At 60.5% G+C, this 26065-nt stretch carries 23 protein-coding genes; 14 read left to right on the plus strand and 9 right to left on the minus strand.

Annotation, left to right across the window (positions count from 1 at the left end):
* The first annotated feature begins 15 nt into the window (after nt 1-15).
* Nucleotides 16-1341, plus strand: coding sequence for a tRNA 5-hydroxyuridine modification protein YegQ (yegQ, locus tag BSF40_RS26185; RefSeq protein ID WP_095967444.1), 1326 nt, complete (start codon nt 16-18; stop codon nt 1339-1341).
* A gap of 103 nt (nt 1342-1444) precedes the next feature.
* Here the strand turns inward: yegQ and BSF40_RS26190 are convergent, their stop codons facing one another.
* Nucleotides 1445-2308: a LysR family transcriptional regulator gene (locus BSF40_RS26190; protein ID WP_095967445.1), complete on the minus strand. Its 864-nt coding sequence runs from the start codon at nt 2306-2308 to the stop codon at nt 1445-1447.
* 96 nt (nt 2309-2404) lie between these two features.
* Here BSF40_RS26190 and BSF40_RS26195 point away from each other — a divergent pair, with 96 nt between their 5' ends.
* The gene (locus BSF40_RS26195; protein ID WP_095967446.1) at nt 2405-3316 is read left to right on the plus strand and encodes a DMT family transporter; all 912 of its coding nucleotides are present in this window, start codon (nt 2405-2407) and stop codon (nt 3314-3316) included.
* 147 nt (nt 3317-3463) lie between these two features.
* On the opposite strand, the gene BSF40_RS26200 is transcribed toward BSF40_RS26195, so the two are convergent.
* Entirely contained in the window at nt 3464-4174 is a 711-nt protein-coding gene (locus tag BSF40_RS26200; protein WP_095967447.1) for a FadR/GntR family transcriptional regulator, read from the minus strand.
* 280 nt (nt 4175-4454) lie between these two features.
* Here BSF40_RS26200 and BSF40_RS26205 point away from each other — a divergent pair, with 280 nt between their 5' ends.
* The 3 genes from BSF40_RS26205 (at nt 4455) to ampC (ending at nt 8456) form a co-directional block, all read left to right on the plus strand.
* Entirely contained in the window at nt 4455-5801 is a 1347-nt protein-coding gene (locus BSF40_RS26205; RefSeq protein ID WP_095967448.1) for an MFS transporter, read from the plus strand.
* 25 nt (nt 5802-5826) lie between these two features.
* Entirely contained in the window at nt 5827-7170 is a 1344-nt protein-coding gene (gene gudD / locus BSF40_RS26210) for a glucarate dehydratase (protein ID WP_095967449.1), read from the plus strand.
* A gap of 176 nt (nt 7171-7346) precedes the next feature.
* Nucleotides 7347-8456, plus strand: coding sequence for a class C beta-lactamase (ampC, locus tag BSF40_RS26215; protein ID WP_371918127.1), 1110 nt, complete (start codon nt 7347-7349; stop codon nt 8454-8456).
* Between the two features lie 171 nt (nt 8457-8627).
* On the opposite strand, the gene BSF40_RS26220 is transcribed toward ampC, so the two are convergent.
* Nucleotides 8628-8981 carry a DUF6124 family protein gene (locus BSF40_RS26220; protein ID WP_095967468.1) on the minus strand — a complete coding sequence of 118 codons (354 nt, stop codon included), beginning with the start codon at nt 8979-8981 and terminating at the stop codon, nt 8628-8630.
* Between the two features lie 523 nt (nt 8982-9504).
* Here BSF40_RS26220 and BSF40_RS26230 point away from each other — a divergent pair.
* Complete coding sequence (locus BSF40_RS26230) at nt 9505-10872, plus strand: AAA family ATPase (protein WP_095967452.1); 1368 nt, start codon at nt 9505-9507, stop codon at nt 10870-10872.
* Nucleotides 10865-11500 (plus strand): TIGR02646 family protein, encoded by a 636-nt coding sequence (locus tag BSF40_RS26235; RefSeq protein WP_095967453.1) that lies wholly within the window; start codon nt 10865-10867, stop codon nt 11498-11500. The genes BSF40_RS26230 and BSF40_RS26235 overlap by 8 nt, the downstream gene beginning before the upstream one ends.
* Before the next feature lie 76 nt (nt 11501-11576).
* Here the strand turns inward: BSF40_RS26235 and BSF40_RS26240 are convergent, their stop codons facing one another.
* Nucleotides 11577-12128, minus strand: coding sequence for a DUF4174 domain-containing protein (locus BSF40_RS26240; RefSeq protein WP_095967454.1), 552 nt, complete (start codon nt 12126-12128; stop codon nt 11577-11579).
* Between the two features lie 179 nt (nt 12129-12307).
* On the opposite strand from BSF40_RS26240, the gene BSF40_RS26245 reads away from it, so the two are divergent.
* Nucleotides 12308-12676 (plus strand): VOC family protein, encoded by a 369-nt coding sequence (locus BSF40_RS26245; protein ID WP_095967455.1) that lies wholly within the window; start codon nt 12308-12310, stop codon nt 12674-12676.
* Between the two features lie 20 nt (nt 12677-12696).
* Here the strand turns inward: BSF40_RS26245 and BSF40_RS26250 are convergent, their stop codons facing one another.
* Both BSF40_RS26250 and BSF40_RS26255 read right to left on the minus strand, forming a co-directional pair.
* Entirely contained in the window at nt 12697-13482 is a 786-nt protein-coding gene (locus BSF40_RS26250) for a sulfite exporter TauE/SafE family protein (protein ID WP_095967456.1), read from the minus strand.
* 218 nt (nt 13483-13700) lie between these two features.
* A complete protein-coding gene (locus BSF40_RS26255; RefSeq protein ID WP_095967469.1) occupies nt 13701-14450 on the minus strand; it encodes a hypothetical protein in 750 nt (249 codons plus the stop codon).
* 199 nt (nt 14451-14649) lie between these two features.
* On the opposite strand from BSF40_RS26255, the gene BSF40_RS26260 reads away from it, so the two are divergent.
* Together BSF40_RS26260 and BSF40_RS26265 are read left to right on the plus strand one after the other, a co-directional pair.
* A complete protein-coding gene (locus BSF40_RS26260; protein ID WP_095967457.1) occupies nt 14650-15471 on the plus strand; it encodes an aldo/keto reductase in 822 nt (273 codons plus the stop codon).
* Nucleotides 15472-15500: 29 nt separating this feature from the next.
* Nucleotides 15501-15971 carry a DUF1810 domain-containing protein gene (locus BSF40_RS26265; protein ID WP_095967458.1) on the plus strand — a complete coding sequence of 157 codons (471 nt, stop codon included), beginning with the start codon at nt 15501-15503 and terminating at the stop codon, nt 15969-15971.
* On the opposite strand, the gene BSF40_RS26270 is transcribed toward BSF40_RS26265, so the two are convergent.
* Complete coding sequence (locus BSF40_RS26270) at nt 15936-18296, minus strand: DNA polymerase II (RefSeq protein WP_172435753.1); 2361 nt, start codon at nt 18294-18296, stop codon at nt 15936-15938. The genes BSF40_RS26265 and BSF40_RS26270 overlap by 36 nt on opposite strands.
* A gap of 331 nt (nt 18297-18627) precedes the next feature.
* Here BSF40_RS26270 and BSF40_RS26275 point away from each other — a divergent pair, with 331 nt between their 5' ends.
* Nucleotides 18628-19068 (plus strand): CBS domain-containing protein, encoded by a 441-nt coding sequence (locus tag BSF40_RS26275; RefSeq protein WP_015094223.1) that lies wholly within the window; start codon nt 18628-18630, stop codon nt 19066-19068.
* A gap of 125 nt (nt 19069-19193) precedes the next feature.
* Here BSF40_RS26275 and BSF40_RS26280 read toward each other — a convergent pair whose 3' ends face one another.
* Nucleotides 19194-19817: a glutathione S-transferase family protein gene (locus tag BSF40_RS26280; RefSeq protein ID WP_095967460.1), complete on the minus strand. Its 624-nt coding sequence runs from the start codon at nt 19815-19817 to the stop codon at nt 19194-19196.
* 261 nt (nt 19818-20078) lie between these two features.
* On the opposite strand from BSF40_RS26280, the gene BSF40_RS26285 reads away from it, so the two are divergent.
* The gene (locus BSF40_RS26285; protein WP_095967461.1) at nt 20079-20480 is read left to right on the plus strand and encodes a hypothetical protein; all 402 of its coding nucleotides are present in this window, start codon (nt 20079-20081) and stop codon (nt 20478-20480) included.
* 77 nt (nt 20481-20557) lie between these two features.
* Here the strand turns inward: BSF40_RS26285 and BSF40_RS26290 are convergent, their stop codons facing one another.
* Entirely contained in the window at nt 20558-21652 is a 1095-nt protein-coding gene (locus BSF40_RS26290) for a DUF1615 domain-containing protein (protein WP_095967462.1), read from the minus strand.
* Between the two features lie 281 nt (nt 21653-21933).
* Between BSF40_RS26290 and BSF40_RS26300 the strand changes: the two genes are divergently transcribed.
* Nucleotides 21934-24144: a TonB-dependent siderophore receptor gene (locus BSF40_RS26300; protein ID WP_095967464.1), complete on the plus strand. Its 2211-nt coding sequence runs from the start codon at nt 21934-21936 to the stop codon at nt 24142-24144.
* 299 nt (nt 24145-24443) lie between these two features.
* Nucleotides 24444-25979 (plus strand): FAD-dependent oxidoreductase, encoded by a 1536-nt coding sequence (locus tag BSF40_RS26310; RefSeq protein WP_095967466.1) that lies wholly within the window; start codon nt 24444-24446, stop codon nt 25977-25979.
* The last annotated feature ends 86 nt before the right edge of the window (nt 25980-26065 follow it).

Below are 26065 nucleotides of genomic sequence, written 5' to 3' on the forward strand. Positions count from 1 at the left end.
TGCGACGACTCCACCATGAACCTCACCGCGCCAGAACTGCTCGCCCCCGCCGGCACCCTGAAAAACATGCGTTATGCCTTCGCCTATGGCGCCGATGCCGTGTACGCCGGCCAGCCGCGCTACAGCCTGCGGGTGCGCAACAACGAATTCGACCACGCCAACCTCGCCCTCGGCATCCGCGAGGCCCAGGCGCAGGGCAAGCGCTTCTACGTGGTGGTGAACATCGCGCCGCACAACGCCAAGCTCAAGACCTTCCTCAAGGACCTTGAACCGGTGATCGCCATGGCCCCCGATGCGCTGATCATGTCCGACCCCGGCCTGATCATGCTGGTGCGCCGGCACTACCCGCAGATGCCGGTCCACCTTTCAGTGCAGGCCAATACCGTGAACTGGGCAAGTGTCGAGTTCTGGCAGCAGCAAGGCTTGAGCCGGATCATCCTGTCGCGGGAGCTGTCGCTGGAAGAGATCGCCGAGATCCGCGGGCAAGTGCCTGCCATGGAACTGGAAGTGTTCGTGCATGGAGCATTGTGCATGGCCTATTCCGGGCGCTGCCTGCTGTCGGGGTACATGAACAGGCGCGACGCCAATCAGGGCAGTTGCACCAATGCCTGTCGCTGGAAATATTCGGCGCAGCCGGCCACGGAAAACCAGCTGGGCGAAATCGTGCAGACATTCGACCCCGAACCGACCCTGGGCATCGGCGCGCCCACCAATCAGGTGTTCCTGTTGCAGGAAGCCAATCGTCCCGGCGAACAGATGCCTGCCTTCGAAGACGAACATGGCACGTACATCATGAACGCCAAGGATCTGCGTGCCGTGCAGCACGTCGAACGCCTGACACGGATGGGCGTGCACTCGTTGAAAATCGAAGGCCGGACCAAATCGCACTTTTATTGCGCGCGCACCACCCAGGTTTATCGTCGGGCCATCGACGACGCAGTGGCGGGCCGGGTCTTCGACCGTGGCCTGATGAGCGACCTGGAATCCCTCGCCCAGCGCGGCTACACCGAAGGTTTTCTGCGGCGGCATGTGCATGACGAATACCAGAACTACCAGAACGGCAGTTCGGTGTCGGAACGGCAACAGTTTGTCGGTGAGCTGACCGGGCAGCGCCGGGATCGCATGGCCGAGGTCAAGGTGAAAAACCGCTTCGGCGTGGGTGACCACATGGAACTGATGACACCCAAGGGCAACTTCCACTTCGATCTGCATCAGTTGCAGAACGCCAAGGGTGGAGCGATCGACGTTGCACCGGGGGATGGGCATACGGTGTATTTGCCGATACCGGATGCGGTGGATCTGAGTTTTGGCCTGCTGATGCGAGATATCAACATGCCGTAGTTCCTGTGGGAGCGGGCTTGCTCGCGAAGGGGACGGCACATTCAAAGTCAATGTTGCCTGACACACCGCCTTCGCGAGCAAGCCCGCTCCCACAGGTACTGCGTTAAGCAAATTCCTCGCGGAGCATCGCCACGAACGCCTCACGCGCCGGGTGCACCCCGGCGTTTTCGTGCCAGTAGAACAGGCTCTCGATGGCCGTCAGTTCGGGAAACTCAAACGCCACGCACCCGGCGCCCTTGGCGTATTGATCGAAAACCCCTTTAGTCACCAGCGCCACACCGGCCCCGGCGCTGACGCAACCGACAATCGCGCCATAGCTGGCCAGACTGACAATCGGCAGCGCCAACCCATTTCGCAATAGCCAATGCTCCATCGCCGCCCGGTAAGGACAGCCCTGGGGCCAAAGGAACATCGTCTTGTCATGCAGGTCCGTCACGCTGCGCAACGGCCCCAGGGATGTCGAGGCGATCAGCAGCAACTCTTCGCGGTACATCGGCGTGCGCTTGAGGTGCGAACGTTCGACATCCACCGCGACGATGGCGCCGTCGAGCTTGTGATTGAGCGTGTCGTCGAGCAACTGGCTCCAGGTGCCGGTGGTCAGTTCCAGCGCTACCTGCGGGAAACGCTTGTGGAATTTCGCCAGCAGGCGCGGCAAACGCCCGGTGGCCGACGACTCGATGGCGCCGATGCGCAACGGCCCTGAGGGTTCGGCTGAAGGATCGACCGCCCGCTTGGCCTCGGCGGTCAGGGCGAGAATTTTCGAGGCGTAGGCCAGGAAGGTCTGCCCCGACGGGCTGATGCGCAGCCCTCGGCCTTCGCGCAGGAACAGCGCGACACCCAGCTCAGCCTCGAGGGCCTTGATCCGTGCCGTGATGTTGGACGGCACACAATGCAACAATTCGGCCGCGCGGGCGATGCTGCCGACGTCGGCCACGGTCTTGAACATGCGAATCTGTGCCAGCTCCATACATCACCCATAGTGAACGATTAGCGCAGTATAAGTCAGTTGTGGCGAACGATAGGCTTTCTGATACTCCGTGCATCAGCCCACAGGTGCACGACCATGACGCCGCTCACACCCTCCCCCGTTTCACCCTGGAAAATCATTCTGGCCATGGCATTTGTCGTGGCGTGCTGGGGATACTCCCCGACCGGCATTCATATCGGCTTGCAGGCCTACGACCCCGTGCACCTGGCCCTGCTGCGCTTCCTGCTGGCCTCCGTGTTCATGGCCGTGGTCGCGATGTTCAAGGGCATCCGCCTGCCCAGCCTGCGAGACTTGCCGCTGATGTTCGGCCTGGGTTTCTTTGCCGTGAGCCTGCATCACGTGGCGATCAACTTCGGGCAGCAGGGAGTCAGCGCAGGCGCTTCGAGCGTCCTGGCCCAGACCACGCCACTGTTCAGCACATTGATCGCGCGCTTCGTGCTCAAGGATCAGGTGAGCCTGTGGCGCTGGGGTTGTGTGCTGCTCGGGTTGTTTGGCGTGGTGATCGTGGTGGCGGGCGATCATGGCCTGGGCAGCATTGACGCCCACGGCTTGCTGATCCTGCTGGCGGCGGTGTCCTGGAGCCTCTACTTTGCCCTGCAAAAACATCACACCGGGCGTTACGACGGGCTGACGCTGGTGTGCTACACGGTATGGTCCGGTACGGTGCTGTTGTTGATTTTTCTGCCCGGCCTTGTGGATCAAGTCGCCCTGGCGCCGATGCGCGTGCAGTGGGCAGTGATTGCCCTGGGGATATTCCCCAGTGCCCTGGCGTACCTGGCCTGGGCCTATGTACTGACGCATGTCGATTTGAGCCGGGCGACCATGACGCTGTATTTGACGCCGCCGACGGCGATGGTGATTGCGTCTTATGTGCTCGGCGAACGGCCGACGTTGATGATAGTGGTGGGTGGGCTGGTGGTGTTGGCGAGCGTGCTGGCGTTGAATCTGGAGCGGCGGGCTGTGGTTGTTCAGGTTGCTCGGGTCTGATCCATGTTTTGCGCCGTCTGGTCGGGCGCCTTCGCGGGCAAGCCCGCTCCCACAGGGTTTTATGGTTGCCGCGGTTCCTGAGCACGACCCAGAACCTGTGGGAGCGTGGCTTGCCCGCGATGAACGATAACGCGGTGTCACTGACGATCAGCTGGCCGAAAACCGGTCACGACTGTTGGTCAGGTGCAACCACATCGCCGCCCGCGCCGCGTCCGGGTCCTGGCGCTTGATGGCGTTGAGGATCGCCTCGTGCTCAAGATTGGCCAGCTCGCCGAGCTTGCTCAAGTCCACGGCCCCCCGCTCGGCCGCATTGACCCGGGTGCGCGGGATCATGGCGCTGCCCAGGTGCTGCATGATTTCGGTGAAGCAGACATTGCCGGTGGCTTCGGCGATCAGCAGATGAAAACGCCGGTCCGCTTCGACACAGCTGTCGTTGTTGGCCAGCAGGCTTTGATAATCGTCCAGCGCTTCACGCATCTGCGCCAGTTGCAGATCGGTGCGGCGAGTTGCCGCCAGCGCCGCCGCCTGGGTTTCCAGGCCCATGCGCAACTCCAGAATGCTGCGTACCCCCAACGCCGTGTCGACATTCAGCCGCAGCCCCTGCTCCGGTACGCGCTCGATCACGAACGTGCCAATGCCATGCCGGGTTTCCACCAGCCCCGAGGCCTGCAACTTCGAGATCGCCTCGCGCACCACCGTGCGACTGACCCCGTGTTCCTGAACGATGGTGTTTTCCGACGGCAGCTTGTCGCCGGGCAACATCTGGCCGAGCAGGATGCGCTGGGTCAGTTTCTCCACCAGGTCATGGGCCAGGTTGTGGCTGCGCTTGCGGGCAGGTGCTTCGAGGTCTTCTTGCATGAGGGTGTCCGGAAGTCAGGGCTATCGAATCGTAGCACCGCGCCGGGCGGGAATCCTGAAAAATCTCGCTCAACTTGTATGACAACACTCAACAACCTGCCCATATCGATTCGTTTTAAAGGCCACCCGCTGCCATCACCAGAATAAAAAATCTCTAATACAGCGCCATTTCATTGGACAAAGGCGGTTGCAAGATCAAAAAACCTAGTTGTATGATGTCTATCAACAACGCAGCACTCAGCTTCACCCCGCATAAAAATAACGAGTGGGAGAAAACGCAGTGAATACATCCGTCTCCGGGATGCACGACGACGCCAATTCAGCGCTGAAGTCCGCCATCGCCAAAGTCAAACGTCACGTCTTGCCGCTGTTCGTCATCATGTTCATCGTCAATTACATTGATCGCGTGAACATCGGTTTCGTCCGCGCCCACATGGAACACGACCTGGGCATTGGCGCGGCCGCCTACGGCCTCGGCGCCGGTCTGTTCTTCATCGGTTATGCGCTGTTCGAAGTGCCCTCCAACATCCTTCTGCAAAAAGTCGGCGCCCGCATCTGGCTGACGCGGATCATGCTGACCTGGGGCCTGGTCGCCGCAGGCATGGCGTTCATCCAGAACGAAACCCACTTCTACATCCTTCGATTTCTGCTGGGCGTGGCCGAGGCCGGATTCTTTCCCGGGGTGATCTACTACTTCACCCGCTGGTTGCCTGGCGTAGAGCGTGGCAAGGCGATTGCCATCTTCCTCAGTGGCTCGGCGATTGCCTCGCTGATCTCCGGCCCCCTGTCCGGTTTGCTGCTGCAAATCAGCGGACTCGGCATGCATGGCTGGCAATGGATGTACTTCATCGAAGGCATGTTCTCGGTGGGTCTGTGTGTTTTTGTCTGGTTCTGGCTCGATTCCAAACCCCACGATGCCAAATGGCTGAGCCGCGACGAGCAGGACGCGCTGGTCAAGGCCATCGACGACGAGCAACTGGCCCGCGAAGCCGCCACACCGATCAAGCCGTCACTGGGCAAGCTGCTCAAGGACCGCCAGATCATCCTGTTCTGCCTGATCTATTTCTTTATCCAGCTGACCATCTACGCCGCGACTTTCTGGCTGCCGAGCATCATCAAGAAGATGGGCGACCTCAGCGACTTCCAGGTCGGAATGTTCAACTCGATTCCGTGGCTGCTGTCGATTGTCGGCATGTATGCCTTCGCCTCGTTGTCGGCCAAGTGGAAGCATCAGCAAGCCTGGGTCGCCGCGGCCCTGCTGATCGCCGCTGCCGGGATGTTCATGTCCACCACCGGCGGGCCGGTCTTCGCCTTCGTCGCGATCTGTTTTGCGGCGCTGGGCTTCAAATCGGCCTCATCGCTGTTCTGGCCGATTCCCCAGGCTTACCTGGACGCACGCATCGCCGCCGGCGTCATCGCGCTGATCAACTCGGTGGGCAACCTCGGTGGTTTCGTCGCGCCGACCACGTTCGGTCTGCTGGAGGAACGCACCGGCTCCATCCAGGGCGGACTCTACGGCTTGGCCGCGACCTCGATCATCGCCGCGATCATCGTCTTTGCCGCGCGCAACAAACCCAAGGTCGCCCCCGTCACCGCACCGGGCAAACCAGCGCCCCATCACGCCTGAAACATTGGTTCAAAAGGATAACAACATGACCGCACACGACACCGCCAAAGCCCCGATCATCACCAGCCTGCAGGTTGTTCCGGTGGCCGGCCACGACGGTATGCTGCTCAATCTCAGCGGCGCCCACGGCCCGTTTTTCACCCGCAATATCGTGATCCTCAAGGACAACGCCGGCCACACCGGCGTCGGCGAAGTGCCGGGTGGCGAGCGCATTCGCCAGACCCTGGAAGACGCACGCAGCCTGGTGGTCGGCAGCCCGATCGGCACCTACCAGAAGATTCTCAACCAGGTACGCCAGACCTTCGCCGACCGCGATGCTGGCGGTCGCGGATTGCAGACCTTCGACCTGCGCATCACCATCCACGCCGTCACCGGCCTGGAAGCCGCGCTGCTCGATCTGCTCGGCCAGCACCTGGACGTGCCGGTCGCCGCCCTGCTCGGCGAAGGCCAGCAGCGCGATGAAGTGAAGATGCTTGGCTATCTGTTTTATGTCGGTGATCGCAACGAAACAGACCTCGCCTACCGCAGCGAGCCCGACGCCGACAACGACTGGTTCTGCGTACGTCACGAAAAAGCCATGACCGCCGAGGCGGTGGTCCGCCTGGCCGAGGCGGCGCACGCGCGTTATGGCTTCAAGGACTTCAAGCTCAAGGGCGGCGTGCTCAGCGGCGACGCCGAAATCGAAGCGGTCACCGCCCTCGCCGAACGTTTCCCCGAGGCGCGCATCACCCTTGACCCGAATGGGGCCTGGTCACTGAAAGAAGCCATCCGCCTGTGCCGCGATCAGCACCGCGTGCTGGCCTACGCCGAAGACCCGTGCGGGGCGGAAAACGGTTACTCGGGGCGCGAAGTCATGGCTGAATTCCGCCGGGCCACGGGGTTGAAAACCGCAACCAACATGATCGCCACCGACTGGCGGGAGATGGGCCACGCGATCCAGTTGCAGTCGGTCGACATTCCCCTGGCCGATCCGCACTTCTGGACCATGCAGGGTTCGGTGCGCGTGGCGCAGATGTGCCACGAATGGGGCCTCACCTGGGGTTCGCACTCCAACAACCACTTCGACATTTCCCTGGCGATGTTCACCCATGTCGCGGCAGCCGCGCCGGGCGAGATCACCGCCATCGACACCCACTGGATCTGGCAGGACGGCCAGCGCCTGACCAAGGCCCCGCTGCAAATCGTCGACGGTTGCGTGCAGGTGCCGCAGAAACCGGGGCTGGGGGTGGAACTGGACATGGATCAGGTCGCCAAAGCTCATGAACTGTACAAAGGCATGGGCCTGGGGGCGCGGGATGACAGCGTGGCCATGCAGTTTCTGATTCCGGGCTGGACGTTCGATAACAAGCGGCCGTGCCTGGTACGTTGAAACGCCAAGTGGGTTGAATCGCCAAGTGAGTTGATTCAAGGGTTGCGCGTGGCCGCCTGTTGGCGGCCGGGTTAAAAAGCGCTCGGAGCCTGGCGCTTAACCCCCTAAAATGGCGCGCAACTGAATCAACGACGGATGAAACCCACATGGACAGGCTGAAAACCATCGCCGCCGGCATGGCGATATTTGCCGCAGGCCAGTGCGTGGCACAGGATCAAATCGAGACGCTGGTGAACGCCGCTGTACAGCCGGTGATTCAGGCCGAAGGTATCCACGGCATGGCCGTGGCGGTCACCGTCAACGGCCAAGCGCACTACTTCAACTATGGCGTCGCCTCGAAGGAAACCGGCAGCCCCGTCACAAAGGACACCCTGTTCGAAATCGGCTCCGTCAGCAAAACCTTCACCGCCACCCTCGCCGCCTACGCCCAGGCCACCGGCAAGCTGTCACTGTCGGACAAGGCCAGCCAGGTTCTGCCGGCCTTGCGTGGCAGCGCTTTCGACCACATCAGCGCGCTGCAACTGGGCACCTACAGCGCTGGCGGCCTGCCGCTGCAATTTCCTGCCGAATCTGATTCGGCCGACAAAATGCTCGGCTACTACACACAATGGAAACCGCTCTACGCCCCCGGCAGTCACCGACTGTATTCGAACCCCAGCCTTGGCCTGTTCGGCTACCTCGCCGCCCACAGCATGGGCCAGCCGTTTGATGACCTGATGGAGAAAACCCTGCTGCCGAAACTGGGCCTCAAGCACACCTACGTGCATGTGCCGCAGGACCAGATGGCGCTGTACGCCCAGGGCTACAACAAGGACGGTAAGCCAGTGCGGGTCACTCCCGGGGCGCTGGATTCCGAGGCGTACGGGGTGAAAACCAGCGCCGCAGACTTGCTGGCCTACGTCGACGCCAACATGAAGCCGGCGTCTCTGGAAAAGCCGTTGCAGCAAGCCATCGCCTTGACCCATAGCGCCTACTACAGCGTTGGCGACATGACCCAGGGCCTGGGCTGGGAGATGTATCGCTACCCGATCACACTGGATCGCTTGCTGGACGGCAACTCCACGCCGATGGCCATGGAGGCGCACAAAGTCCAGTGGCTGCACCCGCCGCAAGCGCAGCCGCAGAACGTGTTGATCAACAAGACAGGTTCAACCGGTGGCTTTGGCGCTTACGTGGCGTACGTGCCATCGAAGGAGATCGGCATTGTGATGCTGGCTAACAAAAACTTCCCAAATGCGCAGCGGGTCAGGATTGCGCATCGGATTCTGAGTGCCCTTGCCCAATAAGCCTTGCTTGAAAAAGGGGGCTACTAGAGGTTAATGCCGATCAGTCAAGGGATCGGCCAGCGCGGAACCTGTGGCGAGGGAGCTTGCTCCCGCTGGACTGCGCAGCAGGCCCATTTGTTGGGGCCGCTTCGCTGCCCAGCGGGAGCAAGCTCCCTCGCCACGGGTTCAGTGTCACGCTGAGTTGATCGGCACACCTTCGGGTGGGTCGATATTGTCCAGCGCGCGGTTCACCAACAATTCGCCCACCACTGCCAATTGCTGAATCGACAGGGCCACATTGCGGTTGGAGCTTTCCAGGTTACAGGCCAGATCGGTGACCAGCACGTTCAGGGACGCTAGGGTTTCACAGGCGTGGCACAGCAGCGTTGGGGTGTCGACGTTTGGGAGGATGGTGAAGATGTGACTGACCGGGTCGGCGTGTTTGGGGTTGCGCAAGCGAGCGCTGACGGCGGGTTCGGTGATGTCTGACAGTGGGGAATTTGAGTCGGATGGGGATTGCGGGGGATTCGGACTTAGCTTTTTCATGAAGAAGTACCATTGGGGATTGTTGAGAAAACTACCCATCTCACTTCCACATGAGGGTGGCAGCTGTACGCAGGTGTGGAAGTCCAGGTCAATCCACCAAAACCCGGTGCACTCGAAAGTGCTCCCGCGCACAGCCGCCAAAACGCGGCAATGTTGACATAAAAAATGTCGACTTGCGCTCCAGGGGCATTGGTAGATGGCTTGAACCAACGGACTTCCACATCCGACCGCTGATTTGCAGCGGCTGAAGAAGACTATCGATACGGTCTAATGGGCACCAGTTCACGGGATACGCCACGCCTTGAAGGAAATTTCCGACGCAATTGAAGTCCTTTGCCTACGCTCGATTTTCTAAGCATCTAGTTACAAACACCTTTTTGCTCATGACCGTTGTGATGCAGGCGAAACCGTTGTATCTAATGGACCTCCCAAGCCTGCGAACGGCATCGGATCAATCCGTGGCCGGGAATGACATAATGCGCGCTCAACTATTCAAACCGACTGACCCTAAAAGGGCGTTGTAATGGAAATCAGCAAATTCAAGGTCACGGATGTCGGTCGGTTTACCGAATTGGACATTCCGTTGGCCCCCACCCCACAACATCCTTCAAATGTGACGGTCTTGGTGGGGAATAATGGAGCAGGGAAAACCACCCTTTTGAAATCACTGGCTACCTCTTTGAGCTGGTTGGTTTCAAGAATTCGCACCGAAAAAGGCAATGGCAATCACCTTGCGGAAGAGGACATTCGAAACGGCACTTCTGTCGCGTCCATTTTGATTGCCGTAGTAGACATGTCTCAGGCAAATCCAAACAATCCCGAGGCTGATCCTGAAGATGCACTGTTTAGATGGGGAATTGCTCGCACCAGGCAAGGCCGGAAGTCTACTGTTCATAGCGAATTATCAGATGTCACTCGCTTGGCGGACCACTACCGCAACCAACTGACAGCAGATGACAAGGCCTCACTCCCACTCATCGCCTACTACCCCGTCGAACGCTCGGTTCTGGAAATCCCACTAAAAATCCGCACCAAACACACCTTCGACCAACTCGACGGCTACGACAACGCATTGAATCGCGGCGTCGATTTCCGTCGCTTCTTCGAATGGTTCCGTGAACGCGAAGACAGCGAAAACGAAACCGGTGTATCCGACACTGCGTTAGCCGAAATTTCCGCAAAGTTTGGCAAGGACAGTGATATCTGGAAAACCCTTTCCCAGTTGAAGGCTTCGTCTCGCGACCGTCAATTGACGGCTGTTCGCTCAGCTATCGCCGCATTCATGCCCGGCTTCAGCAATTTGCGAGTGCAGCGCAAGCCACGCCTGCACATGGCAATCGACAAGGACGGCGTGACGCTTAACGTCTCCCAGCTCTCGCAAGGCGAAAAGTCGATGATGGCGTTGGTCGGCGACATCGCTCGCCGATTGGCGATGATGAATCAGTCTCTGGACAACCCCTTGGAGGGTGACGGCATCGTCCTGATCGACGAGGTCGATTTGCACCTGCACCCCAAATGGCAGCGCAGCCTGATTCGGCAGTTGAGCGAGACCTTCCCCAATTGCCAGTTTGTCCTGACCACTCACTCGCCGCTGGTCATCAGCGACGCGAAAGACGTGCTGTGCTACGTGCTCAATGACGGGGAACTGCAGGAACACAATGGTCTGTATGGATTGGATGCCAATCAGGTGTTGCTGGAGGTCATGCACACCGATGTACGCAATAGCGACGTGCAAAAACGCCTGAATCAATTGCTCAAACATTTACAAGATGGCGATCTGAACGGTGCGAAAAAACTGTATTCCGAGCTTTCTCTAGAGCTGCCAGAGGGACATCTGGAGTTGGCGAAGGCGGCTTTGTTGATCCGTAAGCTGGAGCTACGTCGTGCGTAAGATCGACAAAGGCATGGAGCCACCCTCGTTGACTCGCTTTAAACGCTCGAACAACACGTTGCGTTACCGGGACTTACCGCCGGAAGAAAGTCGGTCCATTCGATCATCCTGTATCTCGGAACAATACGGCTTATGTGCGTATTGCTGTCAGTCGATCACCGTTGATAGCGCTCACAACGAACACCTTGAAGCCCAGGATCGTGCGCCGAATCGAACCCTGGACTTTTCCAACATCGTCGCCAGTTGCCAGCGCCTGCACCAATGCGGCCATGGTCGAGGAACACGGGTGTTGCCGCTTACGCCCTTGATGGCCGAATGCGAGTCCGAATTGAAGTTCTACTTGTCCGGCCTGGTCGCGGGAACGACCGAGCGGGCCAAATTAACAATTCAGACATTGAATCTGGGCCATACAGAGCAAAGTAACAAAGGACTTGTTGGCAAACGAAAAGCGATGGTTGATGCGCTCATTTATAGTCAGAGCGGACCTCCGGAAGAGCTGCAATTTGAAGACGAAGAACTCCTAAGCCTGCTTTTGGAGGATCTGAAGGTTCCCGATGCGGCTCAATGCCTTCAGCCTTTTTCGCCCGTGCTGGTCAATGTCATCCATCAAATTCTGGCTCAACCTTGAGCGAGAGTCAGCGGTTCTTCAGGTACGGGTTGCGCTGCTGTGCAGCGAACACAGGCTGTGCTCGCTGCAACAGGGATCAGTCATCCGGCATTTCCGGTGGTTTCGCAGGCTTGGCCGGTTTGCTGTTTTTCCCGGGCTTGGCGCCCTTGGCCGCCGGCTCGGCTTCAGCGACGGGAGCGGCCACTGTCGCGGTAAATTCTTTCTCGGCCGCCGGCAACTGATCGACTGCGCTGAAAATCTCTTCCAGCTTGATGGCGTCCGATTGTTCCAGTTTCTTTTCGCCGTCCTTGCCGACCAGAATCACCTTGGTCTTGGCGCCGGCACCCAGCTTGAGCGAGCGGATCAGCGCCGCGGTGTCCTGTGGCCCGAGGTCTTTGCCGTCGCGCTGGCCCATCAGGTTGAGCACGGTGTAGAGCACCATGTTGCGGTCGGTGAAACCCTTGCGATTGGCCGGCTCATCCAGCGACTTTTTCAGGCTGACCCAGGTCGGATCCACGGTGCTTGGAGCGATGACAATCAGTGGCCGGGCCCTGCCCTTGTCCATGTCCAGCGGTGAGTCGCCATCGGCGGCGAACGAGGTGCCGGCAATCGCCAGCAAGATAGCCATGGTCAGTGACCTGATGAGCATGCGCATCTCCTTTTTGATATCCACGCTCTAATGATTGCGCATCGCGGCGATCGTTCCGGGTGACGTGCCGCAAATTTTTCGCCTTGTCCCAAGCTTAGGTCAGGGCGGTCATTGCGCAACAGGCTGGGCTAATCTGAACACTCATGACAACCCGCTTGATCCGTCGTGAGGAGCTGGGCATGAGCACTCAATTGAACCACACCATCGTCTGGTGCCGGGACAAGCAGGTTTCGGCGAATTTCCTGAGCGGCCTCCTTGGCCTGCCCGCCCCGGAGCCCTTCGGGCCGATGCTGATCGTCAAACTGGATAACGGCGTGTCGCTGGATTTCTACGACAACGACCCGCCGATAGCGTCTCAGCACTACGCATTCCTGATGGGCGACGAGGACTTCGATGCGGCCTTCGCCCGCCTGCTGGCCAACGGTCAGCCATGGTGGGCCGACCCGGGCAAACAGCGTCTGAGGGAGATCAATGATTACGCGGGAGGACGGCGGGTGTATTTCGATGACCCGGACGGGCATCTGCTGGAAATATTCACCCGCGAGTGAAGCCGGCGTGGCAGCCTCGATCAGAACGCCAGTTTGTAGCCGATCAGCAACAGCATGGTCGCCAGGCAAGGGCGCAGCAGTTCGTCGGAGATGCGCCCGGTCAGGTGGCTGCCCAGGTAAATCCCCGGCAACGATCCCACCAGCAAGTAACCCAGGACCTGCCAGTCCATGTTGCCCATGCTCGCATGGCCGAGGCCGGCGACCAGGGTCAGCGGCACGGCGTGGGCGATTTCAGTGCCGACCAGGCGGCGGGTCGGCAGCATCGGATAGAGAATGAACAGGGCCACGGTGCCCAGTGCACCGGCGCCGATGGACGTCAGCGCGACCATGGTGCCGAGGACCAGGCCAGTGATGACCGTCAGGACATTGAGGCGCGAGCCGCTGGGGTTGTAGTGGCCGCCAGCACGTTTGTGGGCGAAATCCAGCAGACGCTTCTTGAACAGAATCGCCAGCGCCGTGGCGAATAACACAAAGCCGAGGGCCTGCTTGATGATCGCGTTCATCGCATCGGGGCTGGAGTGCAGGCTGCTCAGGAACCACAACGTCAGTGCCACCGCCGGCACGCTGCCAAGGGTTAGCCAACCGGTAATCGCCCAGTCGATGTTGTTGTTCTTTCGGTGAACCAGCACGCCGCTGGACTTGGTGATCGCCGCGTAGAGCAGATCGGTACCGACCGCCGTCGCCGGGTTGATACCGAACCACAGCAGGATCGGGGTCATGAGCGACCCGCCACCGACGCCAGTCATGCCGACAATAAAGCCAACCACCAACCCGGCCACGACCAACCCGATGTTCACTAAATCCATTGATACGTCCACAAAGATCGCAGGGGAAATCTGGCCCGCAGCATAGCGATATTTCTTATAACCAGTTATATCGATGCGATCTATCTTTATTCCGGAACCATCATGTAACCCTGTGGGAGCGGGCTTGCTCGCGAAAGCGGTGGGTCAGTCAATATTGACGCTGCCTGACACTACGCCTTCGCGAGCAAGCCCGCTCCCACAAGGAATATGTGTCGTGCTCACTGCACCGGCAGGAAATTCAGGAACACCAGGCTCTGGGCATAGTTCAAGCCGATGCGCCGGTAGCGCTCGTCGAGCATCTGGGTCAGCAGGTCCAGCCGGGCGACGATCTTGCCGAACTCGACGGCAAAGCTCAGGTTGCTGCCCTCCTCCGAGATTTCGTTGGAAAACAGCAGGGGTTGGCCTTGCTTGTCTTGTCGCTGGCTGAGGATCCAGGTGGCAATCTCGATGTTGCGTGCGGCATTGCTGACGAATACCGGGTTGATCGTATCGGTCATATAAAACTCGGTGCGATTGCCATGGGCGGTCACCAGCATGCTGCCGATGGCATAGATGAACGCTCCGACCCGATCGCCGAGAAGTTCCGGGCTCATGGCAAAACGCAGGGCCGCCAGGTCCTTTTTGCCGCCCAGGGTCGGTAATGGCTGCTGCTGTTCAATGGCCATGCGCACTTGCTTGCCGGCCGTACGGGCATCGAGGAAACCGGACTTTTTCAGCTCATCGGGGTTGCGCAGGTAGAGCTTGCCCATAATCAGGTAAAGGCTGTCGAGGTTGTCGCGCATGGTCAGGGTGGCCATGCGGTCGACACTGGTCTGCAGGAACTCCTGGGGTTTGCCTTCGCGCATCTGGGTGATGATGTCGCTGCCTTGCTGCTGGCTGCAACCGGTGACGAAGAACATCGACAGACCTGCCAGCAGCAGGCAATGACGGCGGATTTTTGTGCTGTTCGCGGGTGAAACTCGAGCCATGGGTTCTTGAACTTGGGCATGGGCCGACGGTGGGGATCGCCGCAGGCTGCCATGGATAGAGCCAGGCATTTCGAAAAAGTGCAGTATCGGGCGGCACCAATCGATCACCGGCAGGGGAATGTTCATAGAAAAAACGGATCAGAACATCATGAGAACGGTACACAGCGCCTACATCACCGAATACACACAGGAGGTTTGCATGCGCACGCTTGAATTGGCTGGCGCCCAGGTGCCCGTCATTGGCCAGGGCACCTGGCAGATGGGCGAGGACCGCTCTCGGCACAGGGAAGAAGTCGCGGCACTGCGCCAGGGCATCGAACTGGGCATGACCCTGATCGACACCGCTGAAATGTACGCCGAAGGCGGCGCCGAGGAAGTGGTCCGCGATGCCATTGCCGGACAGCGCGACAGCGTCTTTGTGGTCAGCAAGGTGTACCCGCACAACGCCAGCCGCCAGGGCATTGCCCAGGCGTGCGAGCGCAGCCTGCGCAGGCTCGGCACCGATTACATCGATCTGTATCTGCTGCATTGGCGTGGCCAGTATCCGCTGGGGGAAACCGTCGACGCCTTCGAGCGCCTGCGCGATGCCGGCAAGATCGGTCGTTGGGGCGTGTCCAATTTCGACCTCGATGACCTGCTGGAACTGGATGCCCCGGCCTGCGCCACCAATCAGGTGCTCTACAATCTTGAGCAGCGCGGCATAGAATTTGATTTGTTACCCTGGAGCCAACAGCAGCGGCTGCCGGTCATGGCTTACTGCCCGATCGGCCAGGGTGGAGAAATGCTCGCCAATGCCACGCTCAAGCAGGTGGCCGCCCGGCACGGCGTCACACCGGCACAGGTGGCGCTGGCATGGATAATGCGCCAGGACGGCATGATCGCCATCCCCAAAGCGGTCCGGCCCGAGCATGTGCGACTCAATGCCCAAGCTGCCACGCTGCAACTTGAACCCGGGGATCTGGAGGCGCTGGACCACGCGTTTCATGCGCCACAACGCAAACAGCGGCTGGCCATGGTCTGAGCCAACGCAGTCTGTCTGAGAGCTTCGCCATGAGAAGCACCGACCACCTGGACCCGTTCAATCTGCAACGCTTTCTCCAGGCTCAGGACCCGGTATTCGACCGGGTTCAAGACGAGCTGAACAACGGACACAAGCGCAGTCACTGGATGTGGTTCATTTTTCCGCAGTTTGCCGGGCTCGGCGGCAGCGAGATGTCGCGCCGCTTTGCCATTCGTTCGCGGGAGGAGGCCCTGGCCTACCTTGAGCATCCGTTGCTGGGCCCCCGCCTGCGCACCTGTACCCAGGAAGTGTTGAACATCCGGGAGCGCTCGGTGGCCGGGATTTTCGGTCATCCCGACGACCTGAAATTTCATTCCTCGATGACCCTGTTCGCCCAGGTCGATGCCGCCGACAGCCTTTTCCAGCAAGCCTTGAACCAATACTTCCACGGCATCCTGGATGACTGGACCTTGTCGCTGATGGACTCAAAACAGGCCCAGCTGCCCCCCAATCAGGGTTGAGAAGTCGTCGTCGACAAACGGCAGTATCGCGTCCGCCACCGGTTGCAGTTGCCGGGTGATGTAGTGGTCGTAATCGATGGGCGCGCTGCGCACTTCCAGCGGTTCGGGGCCGGCAACGGTGATCACGTAGCTGATCCAGCCGCCGTTCTGGTATTGCCGCGGGCGACCCTGGCTGTCGTTGTACTCATCGGCCAGGCGCGCCGCGCGTACGTGGGGCGGGACGTTACGCTGGTAGTCATCGAGGGTGCGGCGCAGGCGTTTGCGATAAACCAGCCGGTCATCGAACTCGCCGGCCAGGGTCTTGCGCACGTAGTCACGCACGTAATCCTGATAGGGCTTGCGCAGGAAGATCCGCGAATACAGCTCTTGCTGGAATTGCCGGGCCAGCGGCGACCAGTCGGTGCGTACGGTTTCCAGGCCTTTGTAGACCATTTCGTCGCTGCCATCGGCGCGGGTCACCAGTCCGGCGTAGCGCTTTTTGCTGCCTTCTTCGGCACCGCGAATGGTCGGCATCAAAAAGCGCTTGTAGTGGGTTTCGAACTGCAATTCGAGAACGCTTTGCAAGCCGTATTCCTGCTGCACATGCTCGCGCCACCACTGATTGACGTGCGCGACCAGCGCCTGGCCGATCTGTGCCGCCTCCTGCTGGCCGTGGGCGCGACGCAGCCAGACGAACGTCGAATCGGTGTCGCCGTAGATCACCGCATGCCCCTGGGCCTCGATCAACTGGCGGGTGCGCAGCATGATCTCGTGCCCGCGCAAGGTGATGGACGATGCCAGGCGCGTGTCGAAGAAGCGACAACCGCTGGAGCCGAGCACCCCATAGAACGCGTTCATGATGATTTTCAGCGCTTGGGACAGCGGTGCGTTGTGTTCGCGCTTGGCGGTTTCCCGGCCTTCGGCGACCCGGGCGACGATGGAGGGCAGGCAATGCCGGGTGCGAGAAAAGCGTGCGCCGCGAAAGCCCGGCACCGACTCGCTGTCGTCCGGGTGCTTGAGCCCTTCTATCAGCCCCACGGGGTCGATCAGGAAGGTGCGGATGATCGACGGATAGAGGCTCTTGTAGTCGAGCACCAGCACCGATTCGTACAGCCCCGGTTGCGAATCCATGACGAAACCGCCCGGGCTGGCTTGAGGTGGCTTGCCACCGAGGTTCGGCGCGACGAAACCCTGACGGTGCATCAGCGGCATGTACAGGTGGGTGAATGCCGCCACCGAACCGCCCATGCGATCGGCCGGCAGTCCCGTGACGCTGGCCCGCTCCAGCAGGAAGGTGAGCAACTGGGTCTTGGCGAAAATCCGCGTGACCAGTTCGCAATCCTTGAGGTTGTATGTGGCCAGCGCCGGTTTGTCCTCGGCGAACATGCGATTGATTTCGTCCATGCGCTGGTACGGGTTGTCGATGGACTTGCCCTCGCCGAGCAGGGTTTGCGCGACGTTTTCCAGGCTGAACGAGGGAAAGCTCCAGGTCGCCGAACGCAGGGCCTCGATACCGTCGATGATCAGGCGGCCAGCGGCTGAAGCGAAGTAATGTTTGCCGTTGCCATGTTCGCGCCACTGCATTTCCTCGCCGCCACGCCCCAGTTTCAACGGCACCGCCAGGCGTCGGGCGTGTTCGTGAAGCACGCGCAAGTCGAACTGCACGACGTTCCAGCCAATGATCGCGTCGGGGTCGAACCGGGCAAACCAGTCGTTGAGTTTTTTCAGTAGCAGGGTCCGCGAATCGCAGTATTCAAGCTGGAAATCCACCTGGCTATCGTCGCCATTGGGCGCGCCGAGCATGTACACCTGACGCTCGCCGCAGCCTTCCAGGGCAATCGAGTACAACTCGCCCTGGGCCGTGGTCTCGATGTCCAGGGACACCAGTTTCAAGCTCGGCCGATAGTCGGGATCGGGTTTCATCTGCGCGTCGAGCAGCAACCCCTCGGCATTCGGCGTGCCACTGAAGCGCACTGGCGCGGTGATGAAGCGTTCCATCATGTAGCGTTCCGGCGGGCGCACGTCGGCTTCGAACACTTCGACACCGGCCCGGCGCAACGCGGTTTCCAGGCGCATCAACTGGCCATGTTGCCGGCAGTAGAGTCCGAGGACCGGACGATGGTCGAAATCCTGCAGGGCCAGGGGCTTGAGCTCGACGTTCTTCTCGTCATGCAAAACGCTTTCGGCCTGCAGACGCTGCGCAGCAGGGATGAACGCCACCGAGGGCTGGCAAGGCAGGCGGATGCGCCGGGGACCGCTGTCGGTCGCCAGCCAGAACTCGACTTCCGTACCGGCCGGGGTGTCGCGCCAATGCCGGGTCAGGACGAAGCCCTGCTGTAGATCCACCACTGCAAACCTCGAAACTGATTCAGAGGGTGATTCTACCCGGCATCGGCAGGGATAGCGCGTATGGCCCCGGTATTCGGGATGAACATAAATCCTGTGGGAGCGGGCTTGCTCGCGAAGGGGCCAGCACATTCAACATCTTTGCTGGCTGACAGTCCGCTTTCGCGAGCAAGCCCGCTCCCACAGGTCAGGTGCTGGCCGCAAATAAGGGGTTTACCGAAGAAAAACCGCCGAATGACGTTTTTTGCGTGTTATCTGCCGCTTTCGCTCTTGCCCTGAGCGCTTGCGTCTACGATTCTTCAAGGACAACGACAACACCCGAGTAACCACCATGAAAACCGTCGCCCAACTGCTCAAGCTCAAAGATCAGAAGAATCAGGAAGTGCATCAGATCAAGCCCGATCACATGGTGCTCGAAGCGCTGATGAAGATGGCCGAGAAAAACGTCGGCGCCTTGCTGGTGGTGGAGAATGATGAAGTGCTGGGCATCATCAGCGAACGGGACTATGCGCGCAAACTGGTGCTGCACGGCCGCTCCTCGGTGGGCACGCCGGTGCGCGACATCATGGTGTCACCGGTGATTACCGTCGACACCCATCAAACCGTGGATACCTGCCTGGGCATCATGTCCGATAAACGCCTGCGTCACTTGCCAGTGGTCGAAGGCGGCAAATTGATCGGCCTGCTGTCAATCGGTGACCTGGTCAAGGAAGCGATTGCCGAACAGGCGGAGTTGATTCGCCAGCTGGAACAGTACATTCGCGGGGAGTGAGCCGACACACCGAGGCCCCTTGTGGGAGCGGGCTTGCTCGCGAAAGCGGTGGGTCAGTCAACATTAATGCTGCCTGACACTACGCCTTCGCGAGCAAGCCCGCTCCCACATTTGGTATTCGGTGTTCAGACTGGCCAATGCCGGGCGAACACCGGTGCCAGTGCCGGGTGGCGGTCGATGCGTTCCAGCCAGGCGAAAAACCCGGGCCGCGTCGTGCGCAAATGTTCCCGACTGCCCGCCCATCGCGAGATCACCGCCGTCAGCACATCCAGGGCACCTGGCTTCTCGCTGCCCAGATACAGCTCGCCCGAAAACTGGTCGGCAAACACCTCCCAACTCCAGTGCAGGCGCCGGCGGGTTCCCTCCATGAGGTTCTGCCTGGACGACTCATCCGCCCCGGCCAGCCAGCGTTCGGGGTAATCGATGATGCCGATGGCCGCATAGCAATTGCTGACGATGTACGCCATGGCGCGAATGGCCTGGTCCCGCTCGGCCGGGTCCTGGGGCAACAACCTCGACGCGGGAAAGCTCAGCCCGAGGTGAATCAGGATCGCCACGCTCTCGGTCAGGACAGCGCCATCGGGGAGTTGCAGGGTTGGAATCTGTTTGAGCGGATTGAGTTTCTCCAGCGCGTGGGCCGCCTCCGCGGACGCCTCGACATCGATGAAGCGATAAGGAACATCACAGAGTTCAAGGGCGGCTTCGATGGCCGCAGCCCCGGAGTTCTGATGGCCGTAGAGCTGGTACATAATCGTCTCCTTGCACACCGCGATCTCTGCAGTGCCTCATCATCCGTCCCGGCAGAGGAACGCGCCAGCTTTCCAGTGTAGAAGCCGCCACCTGCCACGCAGCGACCATCCGACGATCGCATCATCAAACTCACAAGAGGTATGGCGCAGGTCCTATCACTGCCATCGATGTTCACCATCACCTCAATGAAGTTCTCTTAAAAAATCCACGGCGTAACATCTGCTCCATACCCACCCATAAGCACCCCGGAGCACACCATCATGAAACGCCAAACCCTCCTCAGCATCGCTTTCTCGGTTTTCGCAGTTAACGCTTTCGCCGCAACTTCTGCTCAACCTGTGGTCGCTGAAGGCGGCTCGGATCGTCTGATTGAAAGCCGTGTGGCTGAAGGTGGTTCCGATCGTCTGATCGAAAACCGCGTTGCCGAAGGCGGTTCGGATCGTCTGATCGAAAACCGCGTCGCCGAAGGTGGTTCCGATCGCCTGATCGAAAACCGCGTTGCCGAAGGCGGTTCGGATCGCCTGATCGAAAACCGCGTTGCCGAAGGCGGTTCGGATCGCCTGATCGAAAACCGGGTCGCCGAAGGTGGTTCGGATCGTCTGATCGAAAACCGCGTTGCCGAAGGTGGTTCCGATCGCCTGATCGAAAGCCGCGCTGTCTGAATGCAGGGCTTTACCGCAGGACTCGACGAAAACCCGGCCTCACCCGCCGGGTTTTTTATGCTTTTTTTAGCCCGCGATTACTTCCCTGCCCGCGCCATGCAGCGCTGGTAACGTTCATCGACCCGTTTGGCGAACCACGCGGTGGTCAGTTTGCGCGTGATTTTCGGGCTTTGCAGCACGATCCCCGGCAACACTTCACGGGGTAACGGCCGACCTTCGACCCGTTCGGCCAGTTCGAAAACCCGTCGATAGAGTTTGCTGTCTTCGAACGCCAGGGTATTGCCCTCTTCCAGTTGCCCGCGGATCGTCGGATTGCGCATGTCCAGTTGCTTGCCGAGGGTACGCACGGCCAGTTCCGTGGTGCCGGGCATGATCGAACCGTAACGCACCAGGTCGCCATCCAGCGCCAACGGGATACCGGAAGCCCGGCTCACCGCGTTCTGAAATGCGGCATTACGGCTGGCGTACCAACCCGCGTTGAAGTCCGCAAAGCGGTACAGCGGCTGCGGGTAGCTCGCCGGATACCCCAGCAGATGCGCGATGCCGAAATACATGCCGCCGCGCCGGGTGAACACTTCATGACGGATCGAGCCCTGCACCGGATACGGGTAGCCCTTGGCCTGCTGCTCGGCAAAATCGATGCTGACCTGCATCGGTCCGCCGGTATGCACCGGGTTGAAGCCACCGAACAGGGTTTTGCCCATCGGTACCATGCCAATGAAGTCGTCGAAAATGCCACTCAGCTCCTTTTCACTGCGCGCAGTATTCAGGCGGGCGCTGTAGCTTTTGCCGTTGGGCGAGTCGAGCTTCAACGCACCGCTCACCAGCAGGCCGGGAATGTGTGCCTTCGCGGCGCGACGGTCGATCTCGTCGCGGGCGATCTTGCCCAGGCCCGGTACGCTCGGATCAACCTGAAAGGTCGACTCCTGTTCGGTCACGGCCAAAACCGCGCACAGGTTTTGCGTGGTCGGCGAGATGTCTTGCGCGGTAAACGCCACCTGAATGTCTGTGGCCCAACCCTGGGGATCGGCGGCTTTGGCCGGCAGCAATCGCACAATCTCAGCCTTCACCTGGGCCGGACTACGCGCCGCCGATTCCTGGGTCCGCTGACTGCCGCAACCGGCCAGTATCAACAAAGCGGCGATGCTGAAGATCAATCGATTGGCTTGCATGTCGTTCCATCTAGTCCTTGGGTCCGGCTTAACCATACGAGCAATGTCAGGGCAGCGGCTATGACCGTTGTCCACCGCGTGCCTTTATTTGCCACTGAAACGGCCCTGAAGCCTCGTTATCCGAAATCTGCATGTGCAGAAAATGCCTGTGTACCTTGCAGAAAACGCATTGCACAACGTTATTGAGAACAACTACCATTCGCGTCTGGAGTCGCATTTGCGCATGGAGTTCCCGCGCCGCCCCTTTTTCCAATCGGCCGCGCGCCGCCCAGGAACCCATCATGACCACTCCAGCACGACTCCGTGTGCCTTTTCGCCCGACGCTACTGGCCCTGTTTTGCTCCTTGTCCCTGACGGCCCATGCCGCAACGCCCGAAACAACCGAAGCCCAGGGAACACCGCTGGTGCTGGGCGACGTCAATGTCAACGCCCAGGCTCCGGCACCGTCCGACCTGCCCCCGGTTTATGCCGGTGGTCAGGTCGCCCGCGGCGCTCAACTGGGTATCCTGGGCAACCAGGACATCATGGACGTTCCGTTCACCATGACGTCCTACACCGAAGCGTTGATCCGCGACCAGCAAGCCGAAACCGTCGGCGACGTGCTGCTCAACGATGCCTCGGTGCGTCAGGCTTCCGGTTTTTCCAACCAGGCCCAGACCTTCATGATTCGCGGCCTGCCCCTGAACGGCGATGATATTTCCTTTAACGGCCTGTACGGCATCCTGCCGCGGCAGATTATTTCCACTGATGCCCTGGAACGTGTGGAAGTGTTCAAGGGGCCGAACGCCTTCATCAACGGTGTCACCCCGACCGGTTCCGGCATCGGTGGCGGCGTCAACCTGCAACCCAAGCGCGCCAGTGACGTGCCGCTGCGACGGTTCACCACGGACATCAGCGACGACGGACGCATCGGCGAACACCTGGACATCGGTCAGCGTTTTGGCGAGGACAACCGCTTCGGTGCCCGCCTGAACCTGTCCCAACGTGAAGGCGACACCGCCATCGACGACGAGAACCAGCGCTCCAAACTGTTCGCCCTGGGCCTCGACTACCGCGGCGATGCGCTACGCCTGTCCGGCGATTTCGTCTATTCGAAGGAACGCATCAACGGCGGCCGCAGCTCGGTCAACCTTGGCGACGCCACGCACATCCCGGATGCGCCCTCCGCCGACACCAACTACGCGCAAAAGTGGGGCTTCAGCGAGATCGAGGACACCTTCGGCATGCTGCGCGCCGAATACGACCTGAACGACAGCTGGACCGCCTACGCCGCCGGCGGCGCCAAGCACACCCGCGAAGTCGGCAACTACGACTCCACCACCCTGGTGGGCAACGATGGCAGCTCGGTGACCAGCGGTTCGTTCATTCCCCACGAAGAAGATAACACCAGCGCCATGGCCGGCCTCAATGGCCGTTTCGCCACGGGTCCGGTGACCCATAAACTGAACTTCGGCCTGGCCGGGATCTGGACCCAACAGCGCAACGCCTTCGATTTCGATCTGACCCAATACCCGAACAACATCTACCACCCGATTGACGTTCCGGCGCCAGCGGGCGGCTTCTCCGGCGGTGACCTGGGCGATCCGGGCATCACCGGCAAAACCTTCATGCGCAGCGCCGCCGTGTCCGACACCCTGGGCTTTATCGATGATCGCCTGCTGGTCACCCTGGGCGTACGCCGTCAACAGCTGGTCGTTCAAGGCTACGACTATGACACGCAAAACCGCACGTCCAACTACGACAAGTCGATCACCACGCCGGTGTACGGCATCGTGTTCAAGCCGTGGGACCATGTGTCGTTCTACGCCAACCGTATCGAGGGCCTGGCCCAGGGGCCGACGGCTCCGACGACCTCCGGCTCCAGGGTCGTGGTCAACGGCAATGAAGTGTTTGCACCCTCGCGCTCCAAACAGGTTGAAGCCGGGGTCAAAGTCGACATGGGCACCTATGGTGCGACCCTCGGTGTGTACCGCATCGAACAACCGGCTGACGGCTACACCCAAGTCATCGACGACACCACCGCCGTGTTCGTTCATGACGGTGAACAGATCAACAAGGGCGTGGAACTCAATGTCTTCGGCGAACCCATCGACGGCCTGCGCCTGCTCAGCGGCGTGACCGTGATGGACACCGAACTGAAGAACACCCAGGACGGCCTCAACGATGGCAACCGGGCCATCGGCGTGCCGAGCTTCCAGTTCAACGCCAGTGTCGATTGGGACGTGCCGGGCCTGCCGGGCGCCGCCCTGAACGGACGCATGTTGCGCACCGGCGGCCAATACGCCGACGCGGCGAACAACCTCAGCCTGCCGTCCTGGAACCGCTTCGATGCCGGCGCCCGCTACGCGTTCAGGGTCCAGGAAAAAGACGTGACCGTACGCCTGGGCGTGGAAAACGTCGCCAACAAGAGCTACTGGGAATCGGCCCAGGGGGGTTACCTGACCCAGGGCGAACCGCGCACGGCGAAGTTGTCGGGCACTATCGACTTCTGATTGGGGTGACCCCTGCCCTGTATTTGTAGGAGCGAGCCTGCTCGCGATGGACGTTAACGATAACGCGTACTTTCTGGATTAACGCGGCGCTCTTTCGTTCATCGCGAGCGAGCTCGCTCCTACAGGAGGTCGAGTGCCTGTATCTGTGCCTGTAGGAGCGAGCTTGCTCGCGATGGACGTTAACGATAATGCGTACCTTCAGGATTAACGCGGCGCTCTTTCGTTCATCGCGAGCGAGCTCGCTCCTACAGAGGGCCGAGTCGTCCATACTTGTTCTACCCAGCGAGGAGGATGAGTTCATGCACAGAAGCGATGTGTTGATCATCGGCGCCGGTCCGACCGGCCTGGTCCTGGCGTTGTGGCTGAGCAAGCTGGGCGTGCGCGTGCGGATTGTCGACAAGGCCTCGGCCCCTGGCACCACGTCCCGGGCGCTGGCTGTCCAGGCGCGGACGCTGGAACTGTATCGACAACTCGGGCTGGCCGACGCGGTTGTGCAATACGGCCATCGGGTGGCGGCCGCCAACTTCTGGGTCAAGGGTGAACCCGTGGCGCACTTGCCACTGACCCAGGTCGGCGAGGGACTGACACCCTACGCGTTCCTGGAAATTTTCCCGCAGGACGAGCACGAACGGCTGCTGATCGAGCGCCTGCAAGCCTTCGGCATCTCGGTGGAACGCAACACCGAACTGGCCAGCTTCGAGCAAACCGCAGACGGCATCACGGCCACGCTGCATCTGCCCGACGGCCAGCAGGAAATCTGTCAGGCCTGCTTCCTGGCCGGGTGCGACGGCGCCCGGTCGATTGTGCGCAAGACCCTGGATACCGGGTTTCCCGGCGGTACCTACCAGCAGATTTTCTACGTCGCCGACGTACAGGGCCGCGGCCCGACATTCAACGGTGAACTGCACGTGGACCTCGACGAGGCGGACTTCCTTGCCGTGTTCCCGCTGGCAGGCAGTGGCCGCGCGCGCTTGATCGGCACCGTACGCGACGAGCGCGCCGACCACGCCGAGACCCTGTGCTTCGAAGACGTCAGCAGCCGGGCCATCGAGCACATGAAGGTGCAGATCGAGCAACTGAACTGGTTCTCGACCTACCGCGTGCATCACCGGGTGGCGGATCACTTTCGCAATGGCCGGGCGTTTCTGCTCGGCGATGCGGCCCACGTGCACAGCCCGGCGGGCGGCCAGGGCATGAACACCGGGATCGGCGACGCCATCAACCTGGCCTGGAAACTGGCGGCCGTGCTGAGCGGCGCTGCCGAGGCCAGATTGCTCGACACCTATGAAACCGAGCGCATTGCGTTTGCGCGCAAACTGGTGGCGACCACTGACCGGGTCTTCACGTTCGTCACCGCCGACGGGCCGATGGCCGATTTGCTGCGTACGCGCCTGGCGCCGTTCCTGATCCCGAAAATAACCTCGTTCGAAACCTCCCGCCAATTCCTGTTTCGCACGGTGTCGCAGATCACCCTGAATTATCGGGGCATGCCGTTGAGCACAGGCGTTGCCGGGCATGTGCACGGCGGTGACCGCCTGCCCTGGGCCCATGACGGTGAGGGGGACAACTTTGAATCGCTCAAATGCATGACCTGGCAGGTGCATGTCTATGGCGATACCAGCGACGAGATGATCGCCTGGTGCAACGAGCACCATCTGCCGCTGCATGTGTTCGACTGGCGACCGGCGTTCGAAGCAGCGGGCCTGGGGCGCAACGGCTTTTATCTGTTGCGGCCCGATACCTATGTAGCGATTGCCGAAACGTGCGCGGACCCGAAAGTGATCGAACGGTATTTCCGTGACCACGGGATCCGCTCGTTTTTTGGCACGCCCTGATTCAACACAGATCAAAATGTGGGAGCGGGCTTGCTCGCGAAGGCGGAGTGTCAGTCAATACATTTGTCACTGACACTCCGCCTTCG

The organism is Pseudomonas sp. ACN5 (assembly GCF_002303975.1).
GTDB classification, from domain to species: Bacteria; Pseudomonadota; Gammaproteobacteria; order Pseudomonadales; family Pseudomonadaceae; genus Aquipseudomonas; species Aquipseudomonas laurylsulfatiphila.